Below are 23,389 nucleotides of genomic sequence, written 5' to 3'. Positions count from 1 at the left end.
GATTAAATATAAATTCTAATAAATAAACAAAATGAAAAATTTAAAACCAATTTTAGGGCTAATGCTCTTGGCAATATTAATATTTACGGTTACGTCCTGCCGGGATACTAAGAAAGAAGATGATCATGAAATGGATCAAGACGATATGGAGATGGAACATGATGACATGGAAATGAATGATTCTTCAATGAATTCATCTGATAATATGGCGATGGATCAAAATAAATCTGAATCCGATGCTATTGTTGTGAACTATTTAGAACTTAAAAATGCGTTGGTTGCAGATAATACGGAAGCAGCTGCAAGTTCAGGAAAAAAAGTAGTGAGTGCTTTTAAAGCATTTGATGTTGCTAAATATTCTGAAGAAGAGCAAAAAGAACTAAATGATATTATAGAAGATGCTATAGAACACGCAGAGCATATTGCTGAAAGTGCAATGGATCACCAAAGAGAGCATTTTGAGATTCTGAGCAAAGACATGGCCGACTTGGTTGCAATCACAGGAACTTCAAAAAAACTGTATCAGGCTTATTGCCCAATGTTTAATGATGGAAAAGGTGCAATTTGGTTAAGTGAATTTAAGGAGATTAAAAATCCATATTACGGCAGTAAAATGCTAACCTGTGGAACCGTACAAAAAGAGGTGTAATTGATTAAGGGATTAAAATTTCTTGCAATTATTGCATTGGTTGCGTTGGTGGTTATTCAATTTGTGCCTGCTAAGCGCAACCAAAGTGATATTGTGCCGGCCTCAGATTTTATTGCAAGTTACAATCCGCCAAAGGAGGTAGAAAGCATATTGCGAACTTCTTGTTATGATTGCCATAGCAACAATACCAACTATCCCTGGTATAATAAAATTCAACCTGTAGCCATGTTTTTAGAAGATCATATTGAGCATGGGAAAGAAGAATTCAACTTTAATGAATTTGGAGAATATTCCGATAGGCGTAAAATGAGTAAGTTGAAATCATTTATTAGTCAGGTAGAACAGGATGAAATGCCGTTGGATTCTTATACGCTTATACATAGAAGTGCTAAGGTCTCTAATGCTGAAAAAGAGCTGGTTTTAACCTGGGTAAACCAATTACAAGATAGTTTAAGGAATCAATAAATAGGAAATCCTTTTGAAACAAACACGTGTTTTGTGAAAGGAGATGAGTTTAAAAATAATTAATTATTAATTAAATTTTAATATTATGAAAAATGTATTTCGAGTATCAATTGTAGCACTTCTAAGTTTATTAACAATTAGTTGTGGAACTACGCAAACGGCATCTGAAGCTTTGGCAGAGAATGAATTTAGAAATGATGTTTACAAGGAGATAGTAAACGATCAAACAAAATTCATGGAATTTATGAATGTGGCTCATGCCAGCAAAGAGGCAGATTCCTGGCTAATGAAAGACCATATGCAAATGATGGAAAGTGGGAAAATGATGGAGGTTATGAAAGCGAATCCCGAGATGGATAAAAAAATGAAGAAAATGATGCAGGAGAAAATGGAGAACGATCCGGAAATGCAAAAGAAGATGATGGATAAAATGAAGGATAAAATGATGGCAGATCCGGCTATGAAAGAAGCTATGATGCAAAATATGCATGCTGAAATGAAGGCGAACCCGCAGATGGCTGAAGGAATGATGGATAAAATGATCAATTTCTTACATGAGAACCCGGAAATGATGGATAAAATGCAAACAAAAATGAAAGCCCATCAGGCTGAGATGGAAAAACAACAAAAAGGGAATAAAAAGAAAAAACAGTAATTGAGATCCAATTAATTAAAGAGTTGTTTTGGTTGTTAGTTACCTTGTGCTGTTTTAATGATTAGTTACTATGAACAACAGGAAGGATGAAGTATTCCGGAATATAATTTCCGGAATACTTTTTTTATAACAAATTAACTTTCCTTAGAAGTGTTTGGCTTATCAGATATTTTATACTTAATGTTTTATCTTTAAGGCCTATTTAAACATAAATCAAAAAATAAATAAGCTTTTAATGGTAAATAGACATACTGCTAAAAAAATTAGAAAAACTCACAGGTATTTAGGCTTATTTATTGGAATTCAATTTTTAGTGTGGACCATTAGCGGTTTGTATTTTAGTTGGACAGATATTGACGAGATCCACGGGGATGATTTCAGAAAGAATCACGTTGAAAACCCTTCTTTCTACAATTTGATTAGTCCGGCCAAAGCCAATGCAAATCTTCCCATCAACTCCATTGAGCTTAAAGATATTGGTGGAATACCTTACTACCTGGTAGATGAAAATAAGCTAATAAATGCCAGTACCGGGGAGAAAAAGAATGAGTTAAGCAGAGAAGAAGCCATTTTGGTAGCCCAAAAACATATGGTGCAGGGGCTTGAAGTAACAGGGGTGGAAAGGATTGATAAAACAGATAACCACCACGAATACAGGGGCGGAAAATTACCGGCTTACGTATTATCTTTCAAATCGCCGAATAACCTAAAGGCCTATGTATCTATTGAGGATGCTACCTTTAGAAGTATAAGACATCGGGACTGGAGGTGGTTTGATTTCCTGTGGATGACGCATACTATGGATTATGAAGGGCGGGATGATTTTAATAACCTGATATTAAGAGGATTTTCCTTGTTAGGTTTAATTACGGTATTCAGCGGGTTTCTTTTGTGGTATACGTCTTCTCCATCTGTTAGAAAAATTTTAAAAAAATAAAAAATAAACAATCTCGATAAATCGAAAATTAAAGAATAAACAAAATAACCTAAATTTGTAATAATTAAAAATGAAGAAAATGAACAAACAAGTTAAAAATGTGATGGTTTTGGCAGCAGTTGTAGGGAGTTTAAGTCTGGTGTCCTGTAGGGAGGCCAAAGAAGAGGATTCTGCAACACCTATGCAAAATGAAATGCACCAGGAGAACATGGACCATGATATGGACAGGGATGAGCCTATGATGGATGACCAGGATATGGATGCTACCTCGGCGAAATTTAAAGACGATAAAACAGCTGAAATTTATAATCATTACATCGCGATAAAATCTGCTTTGGTAAAAACAGATGCAACTATGGCACAGGATCACGCAAAAATGATGATAGCGTCAATAGAAAATACAGAGGTGAATGCCGGGCTTGTAAGTGCCGCAAGAAATATTTCTACCAGTAGTGATGTAAATAAGCAACGGGAAGCATTTTCTCAACTTACTGCCTCTATGGAAACTTTGCTTAATGGCGCAATTGCTTCAGGAGAGATCTATAAGCAATATTGCCCTATGGCATTTGAAGGAAAAGGAGATTACTGGTTTTCAAATTCCAAAGAGATCAGAAATCCGTACTATGGTGATAAAATGTTGAAATGTGGTAGAATTGAGGCCACAATAAAATAATTAAATTTCCCGGCGAATAACCTTCGCCGGGTTTTTTTTAGTTCGGGTTCTTCCGGAAATATGGAAAATAATGTCCTTTTTATTAAAAATATGGTATGCGCCCGCTGCATACTTTCTGTAAGCGAAATATTTTCACGCCTGGATATTCCAGTTGGTACAATTTCGCTGGGTGAAGTTTCCGTTCTAAGGACTTTAACCTTTCAGGAAAGAGAGGAACTTTCCAAAGAACTGTTGAATACTGGTTTTGAGATTATTGAAGATAAAAACTCCCGACTCGTTAGCCGCATTAAATCGGTTATCATCAAAGGCATCTATGATGATAAGAACTTCAGCAAAAACAACCTCTCAGTAATCCTTAGCGACGAATTAAATATGGATTACAGCCATTTAAGTTCGCTTTTTTCAAGGATGGATGGCAAAAGTATTCAGCAATTTCAGCAGAAAATAAAGACCGAAAGGGTCAAGGAGTTACTGGAATATGATGAACTCAGTATCTCGGAGATCGCAACGGACCTTGGCTATGGCAGTGCCGCTTATCTATCTACCCAATTTAAAAAAAGTACAGGTCTTACTCCCTCCCAATATAAACTTGATCATGTAAAGAAAAGGAGTTCGCTGGATTCTCATTGATTAACAAACTTTCTCAAAGGTTTATAGTTTCTTTAAAGGTTATTTTTAATGCATAGTGGTAATTTTATTTATAACTAATTAAATACCAATATTATGAGAAATGAGAAATTGATTCATGCTCTGGGAAATTGTATCAACCACTGTAATTATTGTGCTGATGCATGCCTGGATGAGGAAAATGTAAAAATGATGGTTAAGTGTATTCGTACAGACAGGGTTTGTGCTGAAGTATGCGCAGCTCTAAATCAGGTTTTATCTACCAATTATAAAGATGTGCAGGGCCTTATTGATTACTGTATAAAAGTATGTAATGCCTGTGCCGATGAATGCGGGAAGCACGACCATAAGCATTGTAAAGATTGTGCCAAAGCCTGCAGGGAATGTGCAGAAGCTTGCAAACAATATGCTGCTTAAGAATTTTTGTTAGATAAGAAACCCGGAGAATTTCTCCGGGTTTTTTTATGAGGATATACAAAAAATTCAGATGTTTTTTCTATAATTTTAAAAGCCCGGGGGTGGGATATTCCATACTTTTGATCAAATTGAAGGAATCATGATGACACATATATATATAATTACGGGAATGACCTGCAATGGGTGCAGGACTCATGTTGAGAAAATGTTGAATGAGGTAGAAGGAGTTTCAAAGGCTGCAGTTGATCTTGAAAAATCTGAAGCCGTTATTGAGATGAATTCCCACATCCCATTGGAAACATTCGAGCAAGTACTAAAAGATGCCGGGGGAAAATACAGCATTTCAAACCTGGCTAAAGATATTCCTTCTGATGAAGAGAAAACGATGACCCATCAGTACTCCGTAACAGGCATGACCTGCAACGGTTGTCGTTCCCATGTTGAAAAAACCCTTAATGAAATTGAGGGAGTAAGCAAAGCCTCTGTCAATCTTGAAAAAGCAAGGGCTACCATTGAAATGGATAAGCATATCGAAATTGAAAAATTTCAAGAGGCATTAAAAGATGGAGGTGGTAATTACAATATTTTCCCAGTCAGGATTTCTAAAGATGAGGAAGGGAATGAAATTATTATTCAGGAATATGAGATTTCCGGGATGACCTGTAATGGTTGCCGAACGCATGTAGAAGAAACTCTAAATTCTGTTGAGGGAGTAAAAAACGTTTCGGTAGATCTTGAAAAAGCAATAGCGACCGTTGAAATGGATTCGCAAATTAGAATTGAAAAATTTCGGGAAGCTTTGAAAGAAGCCGGGGGGAATTACCAGATATTTTTACCGGGAGAAGATCATATCCCGGACGCAACAGCGGAAAATGAACAAGCTAAAGGCAAAGGCACCGGAACTTTCTATTGTCCCATGCACTGCGAAGGTGATAAAACTTATGATGAACCCGGAGATTGCCCTGTATGCGGGATGGACCTGGTAGAAGAAATGAGTTTGAAAGCATCTGCCACACAATATACCTGCCCCATGCATCCGGAAATTATTAAGGATGAACCGGGTTCCTGCCCCATTTGCGGAATGGACCTGGTGCCTGTGGAGGCAGATATTTCGGCAGAGAAAAAAACCTATCAAAAACTCCTCAAAAAATTCAAGATTGCTGTTGCTTTTACCTTGCCAATATTTCTTATTGCAATGTCTGAAATGATCCCGGGAAACCCGCTATATGATTGGTTGGATATGAAAACCTGGAACTGGATCCAGCTGGGGCTTTCCATACCCGTTGTATTTTATGCTACCTGGATGTTTTTTGAACGGGCGTACAGATCTATTATAACCTGGAATTTGAACATGTTCACCCTAATAGGTATTGGCGCAGGTGTTGCCTGGATATTCAGTGTTTTTGGCTTGTTGTTTCCGGATCTTTTCCCGGCGCAATTTAAGACCCAAATGGGAACCGTACATGTTTATTTTGAAGCGGCAACCGTGATTTTAACTTTGGTTTTATTAGGCCAGTTACTCGAAGCACGGGCACATAGTCAAACCAACAGCGCTATTAAAGCCTTGTTAAAGCTTGCCCCCAACACTGCCATTCGGGTTGTAAATGGGCAGGATGAGGTTGTGGCTACAGATAAAGTTCAGGTGGGCGATATTTTAAGGGTAAAACCCGGAGATAAGATCCCAGTAGACGGGATTATTGAGAAAGGTTCGAGTAGTCTTGACGAATCTATGATCACCGGGGAACCCATTCCTGTGGATAAAGAGGAAGGAGATAAAGTGACTTCAGGTACTATTAATGGCAACCGGAGTTTTACCATGAAAGCTGAAAAAGTGGGGAATGAAACCCTGCTGGCCCAAATTATCAAGATGGTGAATGATGCCAGCCGTTCACAGGCACCCATTCAAAAACTAGCCGATAAAATTTCGGGGTATTTTGTTCCTATAGTGGTTCTTATCGCTATTATCACCTTTATTATTTGGGCTGTTTACGGTCCAGAACCAAGTTATGCCTATGCCCTAATTAATGCCATCGCTGTTTTAATCATTGCCTGTCCTTGTGCTTTGGGGTTAGCTACGCCAATGTCTGTAATGGTGGGCGTTGGGAAAGGTGCACAAAATGGGGTGCTTATCAAAAACGCACAGGCTTTGGAGCACATGGATAAAATAGATACCCTTATAATCGATAAAACAGGGACTATTACCGAAGGGAAACCTTCAGTGGAAAAAGTGGTTTCTTCCGATTCAAATTTTTCTGAAGATTCCATTCTAAAATACATCGCTTCCCTTAATTCTATGAGTGAGCATCCGTTGGCAGAAGCTACCGTTAAATATGCTAAAGAGAAGAACCTGTCCTTAATTGAAGCCTCCAATTTTAATTCGGTTACTGGAAAGGGTGTTTCTGGAAATGTGGATGGGAAGGAGCTTGCAATTGGGAATGAAAAACTGATGGACCATGTAAATGCTGAAATTCCTTTAGATTTAAAAGTGGAAGTAGAAAATGAGCAACAATTAGGTAAGACAGTTTCTTTTTTGTCAATCGATAAAAAAGTAGTTGGATACATCACTATTACAGATCCCATCAAAAAAACCAGCAAACAGGCAATCCAGGAATTGATGGATGCCGGGTTAGAGGTTTATATGCTTACCGGGGATAACAAAATCACCGCCGCGGCAGTTGCGCAGGAATTACACCTTTCTGGGTTTAAAGCGGGAATGCTGCCGGAAGACAAACTCAACGAAGTAAAACGCTTGCAGGCAGAGGGCAGGAAGGTAGCAATGGCAGGAGATGGTATCAATGATGCTCCTGCACTGGCACAATCCAATATTGGGATCGCGATGGGAACCGGAACCGATGTAGCTATTGAAAGCGCAAAGATCACTCTGGTGAAAGGAGACCTGCAAGGGGTTTTAAAGGCAAAAGAGCTAAGCAAAAAGGTAATGAGGAATATTAAGCAGAACCTGTTTTTCGCCTTGTTTTATAATACTGCAGGAGTTCCTATTGCTGCAGGGGTATTGTATCCATTTTTTGGAATATTGCTTTCACCAATGATAGCGGCATTGGCAATGAGTTTTAGTTCTGTTTCGGTAATAGCAAACGCGCTAAGACTTAAAAAGTCAAAAATATGAGGATAGTAAACAGGTATTTCTAAAAAAAATATGGAAATAACTGCCTTTAAAAAAATAGACCCTGCCGGGTGGGGCCGGGCAGGGTCTGGAAAATGATCCTAATTACATTGGATCAATAAAAAAGTTTATCCCTTGGCAATAGGGTTTAGAATAAGATCAATTCGCTCCAGAGCATCTAAAAGATGATACCTGGTTAGTTGATCATTTGATCTGTTTGCCGCATTTCTAATGTTACGTTGCAACGTCACAAGTTCTCCTCGTACAACAGGGCGTATGTCACTTTGGGCCACATCGATACGAGATCCGGCAGATCCCCATCCGCCGCTTCGGGATGGTTGCTCCTCTGTCATTAAGTATTCCATTCTGGATAGGTATGCGCGTTGAAGGTTTCTACGGTAGGCATCAATGGCTCCTCCGCGATTTAATTCACTCCATATTCCGCTCCTTACATCGGTCATCATATTGATCAATGAATACGCATTTCTGCCATTGACCTCACTATTTTCGATCAATCGCGCCATTCTTCCGAAGTCAAGTAAATTGGAAAGGGTTCTTTCCTGAAAGTTTCTTACGCGTTCCATATTTCCATCAAATTCTACTTTGTTGAAAATTTCCTGATCTATTAACCATTCCGGAGTCTGGAAAAGTTCAGTTTCTAAGAATTTCATGGCATTCTTTTGTTTTTCTGTTGCCACATGGGTGTAAACAGCCCCTTCCTGGTCGTAGGTTTTATACATTTCATAAACCCCTCCAATATTTGCTGCTACGTGACCCATATATCGGTTATACTGTCCCAGGACCTGACCATACATTGTACTAAGGTCATCGTAATTTTTTCCGTCTTCAGCAGTCCATTCAATAAGGTTTGGAACAATACGCTTCAGGTTTGCAATCCCATATTGACTTGCCAAAACGGCATCACTACCAAGGTCTTCGGTTTGTGAACTAGGATCGATAACACTTCTTTGCTGACTTCCGAAGCGGTACATTGGATCTCCGGCATGTTTCAGGATCCATTGGTCTAAGGTTTCTTTTTCTTCCTTCCCTTTTTTATCCAGAATTGGACGGTATCCCCAGGAAATTGAATACTTATCATAAACACCAATTTCAGGCATAAGCGCCACATCACCATCTCCGGGTTGTGCTACGTAATTGAAACGAGCATAATCCATGATAGATGGAGCGGTACCATATTTTTTGGTGAATTCAGGATCGCGCAAATCTTCAACATCATAGGCTACGCTGCTTCCCATGTTATGCGGTAATCCCAGGGTGTGCCCAACTTCGTGAGATGATACAAAGCGTATCAATCTTCCCATCACTTCGTCTTTAAATTGAACTCCGCGGGCATCCTCGTTGATAGCTGCAGTTTGTACAAAGAACCAGTTTCTTAGTAAGGTCATTACGTTGTGATACCAGTTAATATCAGATTCCAGGATTTCACCGGAGCGGGGATCACTTACGTGCGGGCCATTCGCGTTAGGAATAGGCGAAGCTAAATATCGTACTACAGAATACCGCACATCTTCAGGACTCCAGTCCGGATCTTCTTCTTTTGTTGGGGGATCTTTTGCAACAATGGCATTTTTGAATCCGGCGGCTTCAAAAGCGACCTGCCAGTCATTAATACCCTGCTTAATAAATGGGATCCATTGTTTTGGAGTAGCTCTGTCTACATAATAGACAATTTGTTTTTTAGGTTCAACCAATTCTCCTCTCTTGAATTTTTCAATGTCTTCATCTTTCACCTCAAGTCTCCAGCGGTCAAGATATCGCACTGTTTTAGATTCCTGAGCATCCAGACCATAATCTGTTTGTCCTCTTGCAAACCATCCAACACGCTGGTCGAAATAACGGCGTTCCATAGGTACTTTTGGAAGTAAGATCATAGAATTACTAAATTCCAGGGAAATGGATCCGGTACTCGCATTGGAAGGTGGTTCCCCAGCATTGTACGTTTTTACGTGGCGTATTTCAACATTCTCAGGATAACTGCGAATGGTATCAATGTAAGATCTACTATCATCCAGTCTGGTAACCTTATATTCCTTTCTAGTGCGATCCGGCAATCCCAAGGTTTGAATGTCCTTGGTATAAAGATCTGTTACATCAATAACATAACTGGAATTTATAGAATCTTTGGATATTGCTTTAATTGCAAAAGATTGAATAATAGGGTCGAAATTTGAATTCACTACCGCTTCGTGAACCGGAAGGGAATCTGCAGCGTAGATTTCGTGAGAAACGAGGCGGAGCAGGATATTGTTGTTTTTCTTTTCCCAGCGATGCACCTCTGTATTTTGCTTTCCACCACCAAAACCAATTCCAGTTGCGGTTTTTGCGATCCGGGTTACGGTTAGCATTTCGCGGTTAATGAGACTGTCAGGGATTTCGTAAAAGTAATTATCATCTACTTTATGGACGGTGAATAAACCTTCATCAGATTTGGCTTCTTTGGTAATTACTTTGTCGTAAGGTTTGATGCCATTTTTGTCTTTTGAATCCGATTTTTCTGAGGTTTGTGCCGTGCCTTTTTTGTCTTTTGGCTGAAATACAGCACAACCGGAAACAGATAAAGACAAAGCTACCAGAAGTAGTTTGTAAGAAAATTGTTTGGTCATGAAAAGTTATTTTAATTATTAATACAGAAGGAAATAAACTTAAATCGAAAATAAAAACGAAAAAAGACCAGCCTTCCGGATAGTCCTTAGACGTGAAAATTATAAAAAGGTTTAACGTTGAGTTAAAAAATCTTAAAATTTAACATTTTTGAGCAGGTTAAATATTTTTTACAGGAAAAATCTATTCCCTCAATGCAAGCTTATAAGCTAAGGTAAAGCAAGAATTCTCCAGGATTTCTATAGAACCCTCGCCTGAATTAAACGGACGGGTCTAGCAGATTTAACCAAATGGTGGGGGTTAAAACCATTTTTCAACTTCTTCCAATTGAAGTGCCGCCACAAGTATTTTGTTCTTCTTGCGCAAACCATTTAGAGTTTGATGTACCTGGGTAGGTTTGTTTTCCTTTAATTTTGAAATGCTATGATATTCATGCATTACAATATCAACCCACTCCTGTGGAACACCAATTTTTATAAAATCTTCTGGCTTTGGAGTAGCTGCTTTTTTCTCCGGCTTCATCTGCGGGAAGAAGAGTACTTCCTGTATAGATTGTTTGTTGGTTAAAAACATGATCAAACGGTCCATTCCAATTCCCAAACCGGAAGTTGGAGGCATTCCGTATTCCAAAGCACGAAGGAAATCATCGTCGATGAACATTGCTTCATCATCTCCTTTTTCCGAAAGTTTTAATTGCTCTTCAAAGCGCGCCCGTTGGTCTATTGGATCATTCAATTCTGTATAGGCATTTGCGATTTCTTTTCCGCAAACCATCAGTTCAAACCGCTCGGTCAATTCTGGGTTATCGCGATGCTCTTTACATAAGGGGCTCATTTCCTTCGGATAGTCAATTATAAAAGTAGGCTGGATAAATTTACCTTCGCATTTCTCTCCAAATATTTCATCGATAAGCTTTCCTTTTCCCATTGTTTTATCTACATCCACGCCCATTTCCCTGGCAGCCTTAAAAAGTTCTCTTTCAGACTTGCCTGTGATATCAAATCCTGTAAAGTCCTTGATTGCATCGGTCATAGTCACCCGTTTGTAAGGAGCTTTGAAATTGATTTGATTTTCCCCAAAAGTGGCTTCTGTAGTTCCATTTACTTGCAGCGCACAATATTCCAGAAGGTTTTCTGTGAATTCCATCATCCAATTGTAGTCTTTATAAGCTACATAGATCTCCATTGCAGTAAATTCGGGATTATGCGTTCTATCCATTCCTTCATTTCTGAAGTTTTTGGAAAATTCATATACACCGTCAAAACCACCTACGATAAGTCTTTTTAAATATAATTCATTCGCGATCCTTAAATATAAAGGGATGTCTAACGCATTGTGATGTGTCATAAAAGGCCTGGCTGCAGCACCTCCAGGGATGGATTGAAGGATAGGTGTTTCAACCTCAAAATATCCTTTATCATTAAAGAAATTCCGCATCGCGGTAAAAAGCTTTGTGCGTTTTACAAAGATCTCTTTCACTTTTGGATTCACCACCAAATCTGCATACCGTTGGCGATACCTGTGCTCAGGATCATTAAACTCGTCGTAGGTTTTCCCTTCTTTATCTGTTTTTGGAAGTGGAAGCGGCCGAAGGGATTTGCTTAAAAGCGTGAATTTTTTCACCATAATGGTTTTCTCTCCAACCTGGGTGGTGAATAACTCTCCTTCAATTCCTATAAAATCCCCAATATCCAGAAGTTTTTTATAAACATCATTATACAAGCTTTTATCTTCCCCGGTACAAATCTCATCCCGGTTAAAATAAACCTGGATCTTCCCTTTGGAATCCTGAATTTCAGCAAAAGAGGCTTTTCCCTGTATTCGTCTGGACATCAGTCTTCCCGCAACAACTACCTTTTTTCCTTCCTCAAAATTTGATTTCATTTCAGAAGTGACGTGGGTTACCGGAAATAAAGCTGCCGGATATGGATTGATATCTAATTTACGTAACGCTGAAAGTTTTTCTCTTCGTACTATTTCCTGTTCAGATAAATGCATAGTGATCTTTAAGTTTAAAAACTTACCGGTACTGGTAAGAAGCTGCAAATATAATGACAATCGGGCAACCAATCAATTAGAATCACAGCCTATCTTGTTTCCTGAAAATAAAAGGACTCTTTCAGGAATTATATAAATCTTATCTTTGCAATCCTGTAGAATAATTCAATAAAAATATATGAGTGTTTGGCGCGTAATATTATCGGTTTTGTTTCCTCCCCTGGCGGTTTATGACCGCGGTTGCGGATCTATTTTAATCGTTTTGTTGTTAACACTATTGGGGTGGATACCCGGAGTAATTGCAGCGCTTATTATTTTAAACAGGCCCAAGTATAACTAAATAAGGACCTGAAACCCTGAACTTTTAGATTTTGAACAAAAAAATACACCTACAACAACTCGGATTAAAGGATTTTAAGGAGGCCTGGGATTACCAGGAGCAGCTTTTTAAGGAAATCCTTGATTTGAAGATCAGGAACAGAAGGGAGAATTTAAATGCTGAAACCCCAAACTATTTGTTGATGGTGGAGCACCCGCATGTGTATACGTTGGGGAAAAGTGGAAAACCAGAACATTTATTGCTCACAGAAGAGGAGCTGGAAGCGAGAAATGCGAAATACTACAAGATCAATCGCGGCGGGGACATCACCTATCACGGCCCCGGGCAATTGGTGGGCTATCCAATAATAGATCTGGATAATTTTTTTACGGATATTCATAAATACCTTCGTCTTCTTGAAGAGGTAATTATCCTAAGCCTTAAGGAATATGGACTAAAACCTGAACGAAGTGCCGGGGAGACCGGGGTTTGGCTGGATGTTGGAACGCCTTTTGCCCGCAAGATTTGTGCGCTTGGCGTACGGGCCAGCCGTTGGGTTACTATGCATGGGTTTGCCTTAAATGTAAATGCCGATCTTGGCTATTTTGATAATATTATTCCCTGTGGGATCCGCGGAAAAGCAGTTACTTCCCTTAATATGGAACTGGGGGTGAGAGAAGTGCCTTTGGCTGAAGTTCAGGTGAAAATACTGAAACATTTTGAGGAACTTTTTGAAGCAGAATTTTTTGAAAAGGTAAACTGAACTCCCGGATCTAATATTTACATCTCATAAACCAGAACAGAATTTTCTTCCCCTTTCACTGTGATTAGGATCTTTTTGTTTTTTCCGGCGGCAATAGCTGCGGCAGAATTTCCATAAACAGGAAACCCGGGTAAAAGCTCAGCATTTTCGTTGAATACCAGCAGTCTTTGTGCCTGGGTATCAGTAACCGTAATATAGGTTTTACCTCCAAGATTGAAAATTTTTGGTACTGTGTAAAGGCCATAATCCAGAGTTATTTCCTTTCCATTTATCTTTAAAATATTTTCTGAAATGCTTGCCAGAATATTTTCTGTTGCAAAAATGTTTAAGTTGGCTTCTGAAGCAGTTTCTCCTTTTTTCACATTTCCATTTTCATCTACAAATACTACTTTTCCTTCTGAATTTACCGAGACAAAATTTCCTTTGTGCTCATACCATTCATTATCTGAAATTTGTATTTTTTCTTTTACCGAGACCCTAGATTTCCCCTGTCTGCTAATGATATTTAGCTTTCCATTCTCTTCAGTAAAAACGACGTAATCTTTATTTTTTAATCTAATGTGCTTTGGAGACTGAAGAATTTGAGAATCGGTTTTATCAAAATCAAATCCGCGAACAATTTTTCCTTTGGTGTCATACATCAAAAGATCGTTTTTTTGTGTAATAACAAGTCTGTAGTTCCTGTTGTTATCATAGTCAAAAAGGCTAACAGGGCGGGTTATTTCATCTTCAAATTCCAGGGGAAAAGGTTTAACGGGTTTTCCGTTTTGATCCAGAACGTGAAGTGCATTTGGAGTGCTGAATAAATACTGAAGATTCCCGTTTTTATACAGGTCCACCTGGTAAATAGCTCCCGTGATCCTGGTAGAAAATTCTTTTTTCCATTGCAGCTCACCCTTTGTATTAAATACATAAAGTATATTTTCTTCATCCTGAACTAAAACCTCCAACTCATTTGTGTTGTGGTTTTGAACAAGATGTGGAAGAATTCCAATCCCGGAATTCAATTTTATAGAAGCCAGTTGTTGTATCCCTTCTGAAGTTTTGCCCTGGGACATTTTTAAAATTCCATGTAAATGCGCAAAATTTTGATCCTGAACAAATTGTATGGTAGCAATTGGATATCCTTCTAAATTTAAAGACGTTACTTTATCCTTATAATCTTCTGAAGCATTTTCATGGAGAACTGTTTTTACAGTCTCATTATTGGCTACAAATAATAGCGATGATGAACCGGCAAGATTAGCAATAGCTTCCTGGTAATACGAAAGCTCACTAAGCGTTGTATTATTCTGAAAATTGATTATTATATTTTCAAGACCTTCTGTGGTATTTGAAAAGATGAGGAAATCTTCTAAAAAAGTATAAAACTGGAACTCATCTTCTTTTATTAAAGGCTGAAGCAGTTTTGAAAATTGTTTTGGCTCTGTATTTTTGAAAATTTCTATCCCCCGGAAATCTGAAACTTTTTTTTCTCCAACCAAGGATTCTTTTGCAAGCTCGGGGTCGGTCGTAGTGAAGACAAGAAAATTTTCTTCGGAATAAATAATTCCAGCCTCTTTTGTGTAATTTAGAACGTGGTTTTGAGAAATTTCCAGGGAATCTCTTCTGAAGTTGTTCAGATTTCTGAAAAGCTTTTCAAAATTAGAATAGGTAAAGGAGTAAAATCCGAAAGCAGAAGTTGGAGTGATCTCAGCAATCCTATTCTTTTGTGCCGGTACTTCCTGAAAAATATCCATTAATTCCTGAGAATTTTCATCAAGTGAAAGTATTCCGTTAATTAAAAAGTTTTGATCTTCGGTTTCAAGATCCAAAACACTCCACGAACCCAAATTATGGAGAGGCAAAGTAGCTGCAGGAAATATCTGTTTAAAAAGCTTGTCAATGGACCTGTTATTAATAAAAAGGGAGGTCCTGTTTTTATCAGCTACCGCCCAGGCCATCTTAAAACCTTCGGAGGATATACTTTTAAAATCTTTCCTCATTATTGTCTCCAGTACCCCTTGGGAATTAGATGCAAAAAAAACATCCTTTGTTTTAGTGAAGTAGGTGGTGAATTTTTCTGTACTGATTTTTTGAATCTCAAATTCTTCGTATTTGAGAGTTTCCCGGGATCTGTTCTTAATAGAATCCGTATCTATTTGAAGTGAATCTCTGGTAATTAAAAGGTAGTTGCCGGTTCCTTCCTCATTTTCCACAAACGCTACCAAAGCTTCCTGCATGCCGCTTGAATTGTTCAAATTCTGTAAATGCAGGTAATTAGAATTTTCAAAAAGGGTGGGATTGGTCTTGAAAAAACTTGTGCTGTCCACATTGTTTAAGAAATTTGTCAGGTCCGGACTCTGTAATAGATAATCTGCACTGGAAGGAATAAAATCTTGAAGATCTGATTTTTCTTGCTTATCCGGAGTGCAGGAGAAGAATAATATAGTAGTAAGAAAAATAAAGATCCAAAAATTCTTTTGTTTACACAATTTCATCGCAGCTCAAATTTTTTCCAAAGAACCAGCAAAGAAAGCCATCTTCAGAAAATTAAAGGTTTTAAAGGAATATTTTTGATAAAGATACAGAATCTCTAAATTCCCAGACGGTTTGCAATGAGGTTTCCTATTTACCTCTCCTCATGCATCCGACGAGTGAAACGAGAGGAATGCAAGGTCGGAACTGCTTTTTCAGCAGTTCCGGGTGAGGCATATAACTGCTCCGGTAGAAGTTTAAAACTCATCCGGTGATATTTTGTGACCCCGTATTTTTCAATTGCAGCCCTATGCTCTAATGTAGGATACCCTTTATTTTGCTTCCAATTGTACATAGGATACTCTTCGTGGATCTTTTCCATGTATTCATCCCGGTAGGTTTTGGCTAAAATGGAAGCCGCAGCAATGTTCAAAAATTTTCCATCTCCCTGGATCACACACAGGTGTGGAATGTTTTTATAAGGCTTAAATCGGTTTCCGTCAACCAGAATATGCTCAGGAATAATTTTAAGGTCATCTATGCAAAAATGCATGGCAAGGATAGAGGCGTTCAAAATATTAATTTCATCAATTTTAAAATTATCTACAAAAGAGACAGAATATTGAAGCGCCTTTTTCTCAATAATCTTCTTAAGAACCATTCGGTTTTCCCTGGTTACAATTTTAGAGTCATTAAGAAGTACGTGTTTAAATCTTTTTGGTAAAATAACCGCAGCGGCAACTACGGGTCCGGCAAGACATCCTCTGCCTGCTTCATCTGTTCCGCATTCGGTAAGTTTATAGTTAGAGGAATTTTTAAGCATTGCCAAAAATAATAATTTTTGAAATTTGAGAATGCTTTCGAGCAATGTTTCTTTTCCAGAAAAATGGTTGTCTGGAGGTGCAGGAAACAAAACTACTTTTCTTGAATTTACAAATAGTCTGGTCGCTCGTTTGTTTGTAGGAAACGTTCGTAACAGTCTCAAAAGAATGCCATTAATTGGGGAAAAGTAATTGCTTATATCGACAATGGACTAACAACTGATTTTTAAATTTTTATGGACGATGTTACACCATAAGAATTAGTTCTTGAAACTTATTTGGTGTTCAAGGTTGGGGAAGAGTTGATTTACATCCCTGGGTCTAAGTTTCTTTGAATTGAGACAAGAAAATCTTTTTGCAGGAAGGTATATTATTGCATTTCCCTGTTCCAAGACTTGCCCTGGTAGCTATTTCTTCTTAAAATTATAATTAGTTAGGGATTTCAGGAGTCGCTGGAGAAGAGTATTCACCAGTTGGTTGGAGATAATTTCTAAGTCTGTTTGAAAAGAGCTTTTTTTTGTGATTTAAATTAACGACAAAATAAAATTCAAGAGTCATTTAATAGAATCTATTTATTTTTTCAAATTTATCTAAAACGTTGCTAATAGGTGAAGAAATATGGATTAACCATGAGAAACCAGCAGATAATTAGGCCTTGATGCGTTTTAATTTTTGATACTTTCTTTTGAATATTTATTCATATTGTAAAATTTATGCGATTTATTACTGAGTCGACGCAACCATTTGATAAATCTGGCATCTATGTAATAGCGTTGTGTTAAGAGTTTAACATTTAAAAGGAAATAATAAATTTTTTTTATTAAGAAATTATTATGATTTTTGGCGCAGACTAATTCAAATTAACAAAATAATGAAAAAAAGATTAAATGGGATTCTAACACTATTCTTAGTGTTTATGGTGCAATTAACCTTTGCACAGCAAATGGAGGTTTCCGGAACGGTTACCGACGAAAATGGTTTGCCTCTACCCGGGGTGAACGTACTAGTAGACGGAAGTGCTAGGGGTGTTCAAACAGATTTTGACGGTAACTATGCTATTTCCGTAAATCAGGGAGGTGTTCTGGTATTCTCTTTCATAGGTATGGAGACTGCTAGGTATACTGTAGGCGAGGTTAGTCTAATTAATGTTACACTTGCCGCTGATGCTTCTCAACTGGATGAAGTAGTGGTTACGGCTTTTGGGATTAAAAGGAACCCAAAAGATTTGGGTTACTCTGTTAGTACTGTAGCTGCTGAAGATGTAACAGAAAATTCAGAACCGGATTTAATACGTTCATTGGCGGGTAAAGTTGCAGGTGTACAAGTAAACATTTCTACTGGGGTTGCTGGTGCTTCCAATCAGATAAACATTCGTGGAGTTACCAGTATCCAGGGATCTTCTCAACCATTAATCGTTGTGGATGGTATTGCTTACAGTAATGATCAGGTTTCCACATCAAGCCAAACTACAGGCGGTGGAGGTTATGAATCTGGATTATCGACTTTAGATCCAAATAATATTGAGTCCATAAACGTCTTGAAAAGTACTGCGGCCGCGGCATTATATGGTTCGCGGGCAACTAATGGGGTAATTGTAATCACTACAAAAACAGGAGCCGGTGGTGGTCCTCAAAAAACAAACATTACTGTTACTTCGGGAACTTATTTAGAAAATATTGCTAATTTACCTGACTATCAAAACACCTATGGTGCTGGTGTGAATTTTGCATATGCAAATGCCAATGGATCATGGGGACCCCGTTTTGATTCAAGGGAAACTATTCCAACCTGGCCAAATTTGTTGAATGCGTTTCCTGATCAGTTTGGTTCAACAGTTCCTTATGAAGCTCAACCTGATAACGTGAAGGATTTGTTCAAGACAGGGGTGACATCTGAAAACTCAGTTAACTTGTCTTACGGTGGTGAGAATGGAAATTTTGGAGTGACGGTATCAGATCTTTCACAGGAAGGATATATTCCATTCAACACTTATGACAGAAACACCATTTCAGCTGGAGGTAATTTTGTTTTGGAAAATGGAATTAATTTTGGTGGTAATCTTAGTTATTCTGATTCTGAGCAGGTGGGAGGTTTCTTTGGAGAAAATCAGTTTGGTGGATCTTCTTCATCTTTTGCACGTACCATGGTGTTGGCAAGGAATTGGGATTTTTCGTTGCCCTATATTCATCCTGAAACAGGAGCATCCGTAATTCCTAATGCTGGTTATGATCATCCTTTGTGGTCCTGGGAAAATGACCAGATTATTACAAATACTAATAGAACGGTTGCAAATGTAAATGCTGGTTATGATTTTAACGAACATATTTCAGCATCTTTCCAGGTAGGGGTGAATAAATACAGTCTAGACAGAAAACAAATTAGAGAGATAGGATCACGTGCATCTGAAGGGCTTGGTTCTATTACACTCGACAGGTTCGTAAATGAAGATGTGGAATCCACATTTATATTAAACTTTGACAAGTACCAAATAACCGAGGACATAGGTTTTTCGGCAATTTTGGGAAATAACATGTTGCAAAATACTAATGAACGTTCTCTTGTTTCTGGGAACACTTTTATATCTCCAGGAATTTACACCATTGAAAATAACGTGAATGTTGCCTATACAAAAGGTTTAGGATATGAAAGATCAAGGACTATAGGTGTATTTGCTGAAGTAGGATTCTCTTTTAGGGATTATCTTTTTGTTAATGCAACAGGTAGAAATGATTGGAGCTCAACGCTTCCGGAAGATAACAACTCCTATTTCTATCCATCTGTTTCTAGTTCCCTTATTTTAACTGAGGCTTTGAACCTTCAAAGTGATGTTCTTACTTTTGCTAAGATACGTGGTGCTTTTGCTTCTGTAGCAAGATCTGCAAGTGCTGAGTTTTTAAACAGGACTTTCGCTGTTGGCCAACCTTATAATGGTATTCCTGTAATTGGGAACAGAACCGATTTGGCAGATCAAGAATTAACTCCTGAGTTTACTGATGAAATTGAAGCTGGTATAGATCTTGAATTTTGGAATAGACGTATAGCTTTGGACTTTACCTGGTATGAGAAAGTGACAACAGATTTAATTTCTCCAGTAGATGTGCCAAGAACTAGTGGTTTTACCACTTTAAACACTAATATTGGTGAAATTAAAAATACTGGTATAGAAGTTGGATTAACTTTAGTCCCTTTTCAGACAGAGGATTTCAAATGGACATTATTTACTAACTTCACTCAAAACAAAAATGAAGTTACCGAATTGGTGGAAGGGCTTGATCGTATTCCGTTAAATGTTAATGAAATAGGATATGTAGCTGTTGGACAACCTTTCGGGGTATTTTATGGCTCTCAATTTGCAAGAGATGATGAAGGTAATTTTTTAATCAATAGATCAGGGGGTGGAATAGTTGCCGATTTGGAAAATGGAATAATAGGCGACCCAAATCCTGATTTCAGAATGTCCTTCATAAATACCATTTCTTATAAAGGAGTTACCTTAAATGCGCAGGTAGATTGGAAAGAAGGTGGGGATATCCAAAGTTCAACTATTGAATCTTTACTGGGTAGAGGTGTAACCAGGGATACAGAAGATAGAGAGCGTACTTTCATTATTCCCGGCTTTTACGCTGATGGAAGTGGTAATCCTATTCTAGATCCAGAAGGGAATCAAATTCCCAATTCTACTCAATTAAGTATGAATGAGCTTTACTTTTCACCAGCAGGAGGAAACACTTTTGCTATTAATAGTGTGGATGAAGCTTCTGTTTATGATGGAACAGTTTACCGTTTAAGAGAAGTTAGCTTAGGATACGAGATACCGGCAAAATGGCTGGAAAGAAGCCCTTTTGGTAGAATCAGTCTTAGCGCTGTAGCTAATAATTTATGGTATTTTGCACCAAATGTACCTGAATACACCAATTTTGATCCTGAAGTTACTGCGTTTGGTAATACAAGATTACAAGGTATAGAAATTCAATCTGCTCCTACTTCAAAAAGATATGGTATAAGAATTAGTGCTAGTTTTTAAAAAAATAAACAAATGAAAAATAAAATGAAAAACAAATTTCAAAGTTCTAAGTTTTTTGTGGCTCTCACTCTAACATTGGTTTTAGTGGGTTGTAGCGATTATTTAGATGTGGATACTGATACGGATGCCCCTACCGTGGCTCCTTTAGCGCAATTGCTGCCTGGAGCGCAACTGGGAGTTTTCAACTCTGGTGATTATAATTTCTGGGCTGGGGGAATACTTAGCGTATATACCCACCAAGCAACAACAAGGGAAGATACTGACCAATATGGTACAAGACCAGATAATATAACTATAAACAATGAGTGGAATAATACATACTTAACTCTCACAGATATTGAAAGCTTGATTTCACAAGGAACTGAAAGCGGAGATTTGATGTATGTTGGAGTTAGTCAATTGCTTAAAGCTTATCTAATGGCGGGTGCTGTAGATTTATGGGGAGATGTTCCTTATACCGAAGCAAGTCAGCTGGAGGGCGGAATAGTAAGTGCGAGCTTTGATGATCAGGAAATGATCTATCAAAGTGTGCTGGATTTAATTGATACTGCCAAATCTAATATCAATTCCGAGGAAGGAATTGAGCCGGGTAGTGAAGATTTGATTTATGGTGGAAATATGAACCAGTGGATAAGATTTGCCAATACTTTTAAATTAAAGTTATACAATCAAATTAGAACCACATCATTATTCAATCAGACCGATTTCAATGCTCTTGTAGCTGAAGATAACTTCATGGAGTCACTTGCAGATGATTTTGAATTGGAACATACTGCAAACCAGGCGCCAACTGATGAAAGAAATAATTACTGGCAATCAGCTTATGAAAGTACCCAGTTTGCAGATTATCAAAGTCCTTGGTTCTATGAGATATTACAAGGATGGAATCCAGAAATTTTTACTGATATTCAAGATCCAAGAATTCCTTATTATTTTGTGAATCAATTGGCTGATGGAGAATTACCTCCAGATAATGGAAATGCAGAAACAGGAGATCCAAATGCGGATTATTGGGATGAAAACACAGGATTCTTTTCTATACGATTTGGGAGTATTGGACCAGATAGGGACTTTGCAGTGGAAAACTCGGCAACTTATCCAGGTATATTTCCAACCGGAGGTCTGTATGATGAAAATACAGGTTATTCAATTGATGCAACCAGTGGTACAGGGGTTGCACCACATAGATTGTTAACATATGACGAATTTCTTTATATAGAAGCTGAATTGATTCTCGAAGGTTTGATAGCAGGTTCTGCTAAAGATAAACTTGAAGAAGCTATGGAAGCCAGCTTCAGGCAGGTTGATGAAGTGGTTGCTGGTACTGGGACTACTCAGGAAGTTCCTGTTTTGACTGGTAGTGAAGAAGTTGCGAACTATATAGGTGCTGTTTTGGCCAGTTTCGAAGGAGCTTCAGCTGAAAGGCAATTGGAGGTCATTATTACACAAAAGTGGGTGTCAACTTTTGGAGATCCAGTAGATCAATATGCTGATTTGAGAAGAACAGGATATCCCAGAATTCCCAATCCTAATGCATCGGGTAACGAATATCAATTGGATATGGGTGATTTTCCTTTAAATCCAAACTTTACGGTTCAAAATAATGAATTCCCAAAGTCTCTTTTCTGGCCTCAGAATGAATTGAACTTAAATCAAAATGCTCCTGCTCAAAAGACTCCTGCTAACTACACTATTTTTTGGGATAACTAATATTAAAAATATGATTATGAAAAATATAAGATTTATATTAACAACTTTGTTTCTTGCTGCCTTTACAGTATCTTGTGATACTGACGGTGGGGAATCGGAACTTGATCTAAGGGTTGGGGCTGTTTCGGATATTACTCAAAATCCTGAACTCCCAACCATCCTGAACCTTATTGACCTTCAGGAAGGGCAGGATATTACTTTTGGCTTTACAGTAGATGTAGCCCAGGGGAATGTAACATCTGCAGATGTTGTTGGACTTTACCAAACAGCAAGCGGAGAAATATATGGTCCTGTTACGCTGCAGGCGGGGATAACACAATTCCCTACTGAACTTACTCTATCTACTTCAGACGTGGTTAATGCATTTTCAGAATTAAACAGTCTTGATGATTTTCAATTAGCAGATAATTTAATTATTACTACTAAATTGTATCTTCAGGATGGTACTGAAATTGAATTATGGGATGAAAATGGCCGTCTTTATGGCTCTGATATTCTTTCCTCTACAATTTATAATGTTGATGCTTTCTATCCAGTAGGATGCCCATTGAACGGTAGTTTTGCAGGAGATTATCAGGTTACCATAACTGGTGCAGGCCCATTTGGAGCTTTTGCGGAAAGTGGGGTTTATAATTTACAAGAGACTTCTCAAACCCAAAGAACTATTGCTCTTTCATACTTACCAGGAGCAGGTGGATTTGGACAAAGTGCTGTATTAGAATTTGTTTGTGGAACCGTATCTGTACCAGTTATTGCTTCTGGTATAGGTTGTGGTACGGGATCAATTTCATATGGTTCTACAGATGATGGAGTGGAGATAGACCCGGCAGACGATTCCAGTTTCACCTTAACTATTACAGACTTTATTACAGATGGAGGCTGTGGAGGAGCAGCTTACCCTGTTACTTTGGAATTCGAGAAAATCTAAATCGAAAGAATACCTTTTATTTGAAAATAAGCTGCCTCCATAATTGGGGGCAGTTTTTTATTTTAATCTCTATTGGGTTTAATTCCCCGAGGCTTGCCTCGTTTATTATTACTATTTTGTGACTCGATGTCACAAAATAGTAAATTCATACACAAGAGCCATAACGTAACGGTGCTTCTTTACCATTTGGTGAGCAGTGC

General features: G+C 38.1%; 17 protein-coding genes. 13 read left to right on the top strand and 4 right to left on the bottom strand.

Annotated elements, in window-relative coordinates:
- The first annotated feature begins 31 nt into the window (after positions 1–31).
- The 8 genes from GILLI_RS08190 (at position 32) to GILLI_RS08155 (ending at position 7,550) form a co-directional block, all read left to right on the top strand.
- On the top strand, positions 32–649 hold the full coding sequence (locus GILLI_RS08190) for a DUF3347 domain-containing protein (RefSeq protein WP_006988628.1): 618 nt from the start codon (positions 32–34) through the stop codon (positions 647–649).
- 3 nt (positions 650–652) lie between these two features.
- Positions 653–1,114: a heme-binding domain-containing protein gene (locus GILLI_RS08185; protein WP_040506919.1), complete on the top strand. Its 462-nt coding sequence runs from the start codon at positions 653–655 to the stop codon at positions 1,112–1,114.
- An 85-nt stretch (positions 1,115–1,199) separates the two neighbouring features.
- Positions 1,200–1,769 (top strand): hypothetical protein, encoded by a 570-nt coding sequence (locus GILLI_RS08180; protein ID WP_006988626.1) that lies wholly within the window; start codon positions 1,200–1,202, stop codon positions 1,767–1,769.
- A 235-nt stretch (positions 1,770–2,004) separates the two neighbouring features.
- On the top strand, positions 2,005–2,706 hold the full coding sequence (locus GILLI_RS08175) for a PepSY domain-containing protein (RefSeq protein WP_006988625.1): 702 nt from the start codon (positions 2,005–2,007) through the stop codon (positions 2,704–2,706).
- A gap of 79 nt (positions 2,707–2,785) precedes the next feature.
- Positions 2,786–3,379, top strand: coding sequence for a DUF3347 domain-containing protein (locus tag GILLI_RS17705; protein ID WP_006988624.1), 594 nt, complete (start codon positions 2,786–2,788; stop codon positions 3,377–3,379).
- Between the two features lie 60 nt (positions 3,380–3,439).
- Positions 3,440–4,009: a helix-turn-helix domain-containing protein gene (locus tag GILLI_RS08165; protein ID WP_006988623.1), complete on the top strand. Its 570-nt coding sequence runs from the start codon at positions 3,440–3,442 to the stop codon at positions 4,007–4,009.
- A 93-nt stretch (positions 4,010–4,102) separates the two neighbouring features.
- Complete coding sequence (locus GILLI_RS08160; protein ID WP_006988622.1) at positions 4,103–4,423, top strand: four-helix bundle copper-binding protein; 321 nt, start codon at positions 4,103–4,105, stop codon at positions 4,421–4,423.
- A gap of 139 nt (positions 4,424–4,562) precedes the next feature.
- The gene (locus tag GILLI_RS08155; protein ID WP_006988621.1) at positions 4,563–7,550 is read left to right on the top strand and encodes a heavy metal translocating P-type ATPase; all 2,988 of its coding nucleotides are present in this window, start codon (positions 4,563–4,565) and stop codon (positions 7,548–7,550) included.
- Positions 7,551–7,675: 125 nt separating this feature from the next.
- Here GILLI_RS08155 and GILLI_RS08150 read toward each other — a convergent pair whose 3' ends face one another.
- Positions 7,676–10,171: a zinc-dependent metalloprotease gene (locus GILLI_RS08150; RefSeq protein WP_006988620.1), complete on the bottom strand. Its 2,496-nt coding sequence runs from the start codon at positions 10,169–10,171 to the stop codon at positions 7,676–7,678.
- 298 nt (positions 10,172–10,469) lie between these two features.
- Positions 10,470–12,167 (bottom strand): lysine--tRNA ligase, encoded by a 1,698-nt coding sequence (gene lysS, locus GILLI_RS08145; protein WP_006988619.1) that lies wholly within the window; start codon positions 12,165–12,167, stop codon positions 10,470–10,472.
- Positions 12,168–12,345: 178 nt separating this feature from the next.
- Here lysS and GILLI_RS18075 point away from each other — a divergent pair, with 178 nt between their 5' ends.
- Both GILLI_RS18075 and lipB read left to right on the top strand, forming a co-directional pair.
- Positions 12,346–12,507: a YqaE/Pmp3 family membrane protein gene (locus tag GILLI_RS18075; protein WP_006988618.1), complete on the top strand. Its 162-nt coding sequence runs from the start codon at positions 12,346–12,348 to the stop codon at positions 12,505–12,507.
- A gap of 31 nt (positions 12,508–12,538) precedes the next feature.
- Positions 12,539–13,249 (top strand): lipoyl(octanoyl) transferase LipB, encoded by a 711-nt coding sequence (lipB, locus tag GILLI_RS08140; RefSeq protein WP_006988617.1) that lies wholly within the window; start codon positions 12,539–12,541, stop codon positions 13,247–13,249.
- Between the two features lie 17 nt (positions 13,250–13,266).
- Here lipB and GILLI_RS08135 read toward each other — a convergent pair whose 3' ends face one another.
- A complete protein-coding gene (locus tag GILLI_RS08135; RefSeq protein ID WP_006988616.1) occupies positions 13,267–15,729 on the bottom strand; it encodes a hypothetical protein in 2,463 nt (820 codons plus the stop codon).
- Between the two features lie 131 nt (positions 15,730–15,860).
- Complete coding sequence (locus GILLI_RS08130; RefSeq protein ID WP_006988615.1) at positions 15,861–16,529, bottom strand: ribonuclease HII; 669 nt, start codon at positions 16,527–16,529, stop codon at positions 15,861–15,863.
- An 869-nt stretch (positions 16,530–17,398) separates the two neighbouring features.
- On the opposite strand from GILLI_RS08130, the gene GILLI_RS08125 reads away from it, so the two are divergent.
- Genes GILLI_RS08125 through GILLI_RS08115 form a run of 3 tightly spaced genes read left to right on the top strand, consistent with a single transcriptional unit; the run spans position 17,399 to position 23,189 of the window.
- Positions 17,399–20,551 carry a SusC/RagA family TonB-linked outer membrane protein gene (locus GILLI_RS08125; protein WP_006988613.1) on the top strand — a complete coding sequence of 1,051 codons (3,153 nt, stop codon included), beginning with the start codon at positions 17,399–17,401 and terminating at the stop codon, positions 20,549–20,551.
- 12 nt (positions 20,552–20,563) lie between these two features.
- Entirely contained in the window at positions 20,564–22,261 is a 1,698-nt protein-coding gene (locus GILLI_RS08120) for a SusD/RagB family nutrient-binding outer membrane lipoprotein (protein ID WP_006988612.1), read from the top strand.
- A gap of 16 nt (positions 22,262–22,277) precedes the next feature.
- The gene (locus GILLI_RS08115) at positions 22,278–23,189 is read left to right on the top strand and encodes a hypothetical protein (protein WP_006988610.1); all 912 of its coding nucleotides are present in this window, start codon (positions 22,278–22,280) and stop codon (positions 23,187–23,189) included.
- Positions 23,190–23,389: the final 200 nt, after the last annotated feature.

It is taken from the genome of Gillisia limnaea DSM 15749 (assembly GCF_000243235.1).
GTDB classification, from domain to species: Bacteria; Bacteroidota; Bacteroidia; order Flavobacteriales; family Flavobacteriaceae; genus Gillisia; species Gillisia limnaea.
The sequence above is the reverse complement of the archived record's forward strand: the minus strand, read 5'-3'. Positions and strand labels throughout refer to the sequence as shown.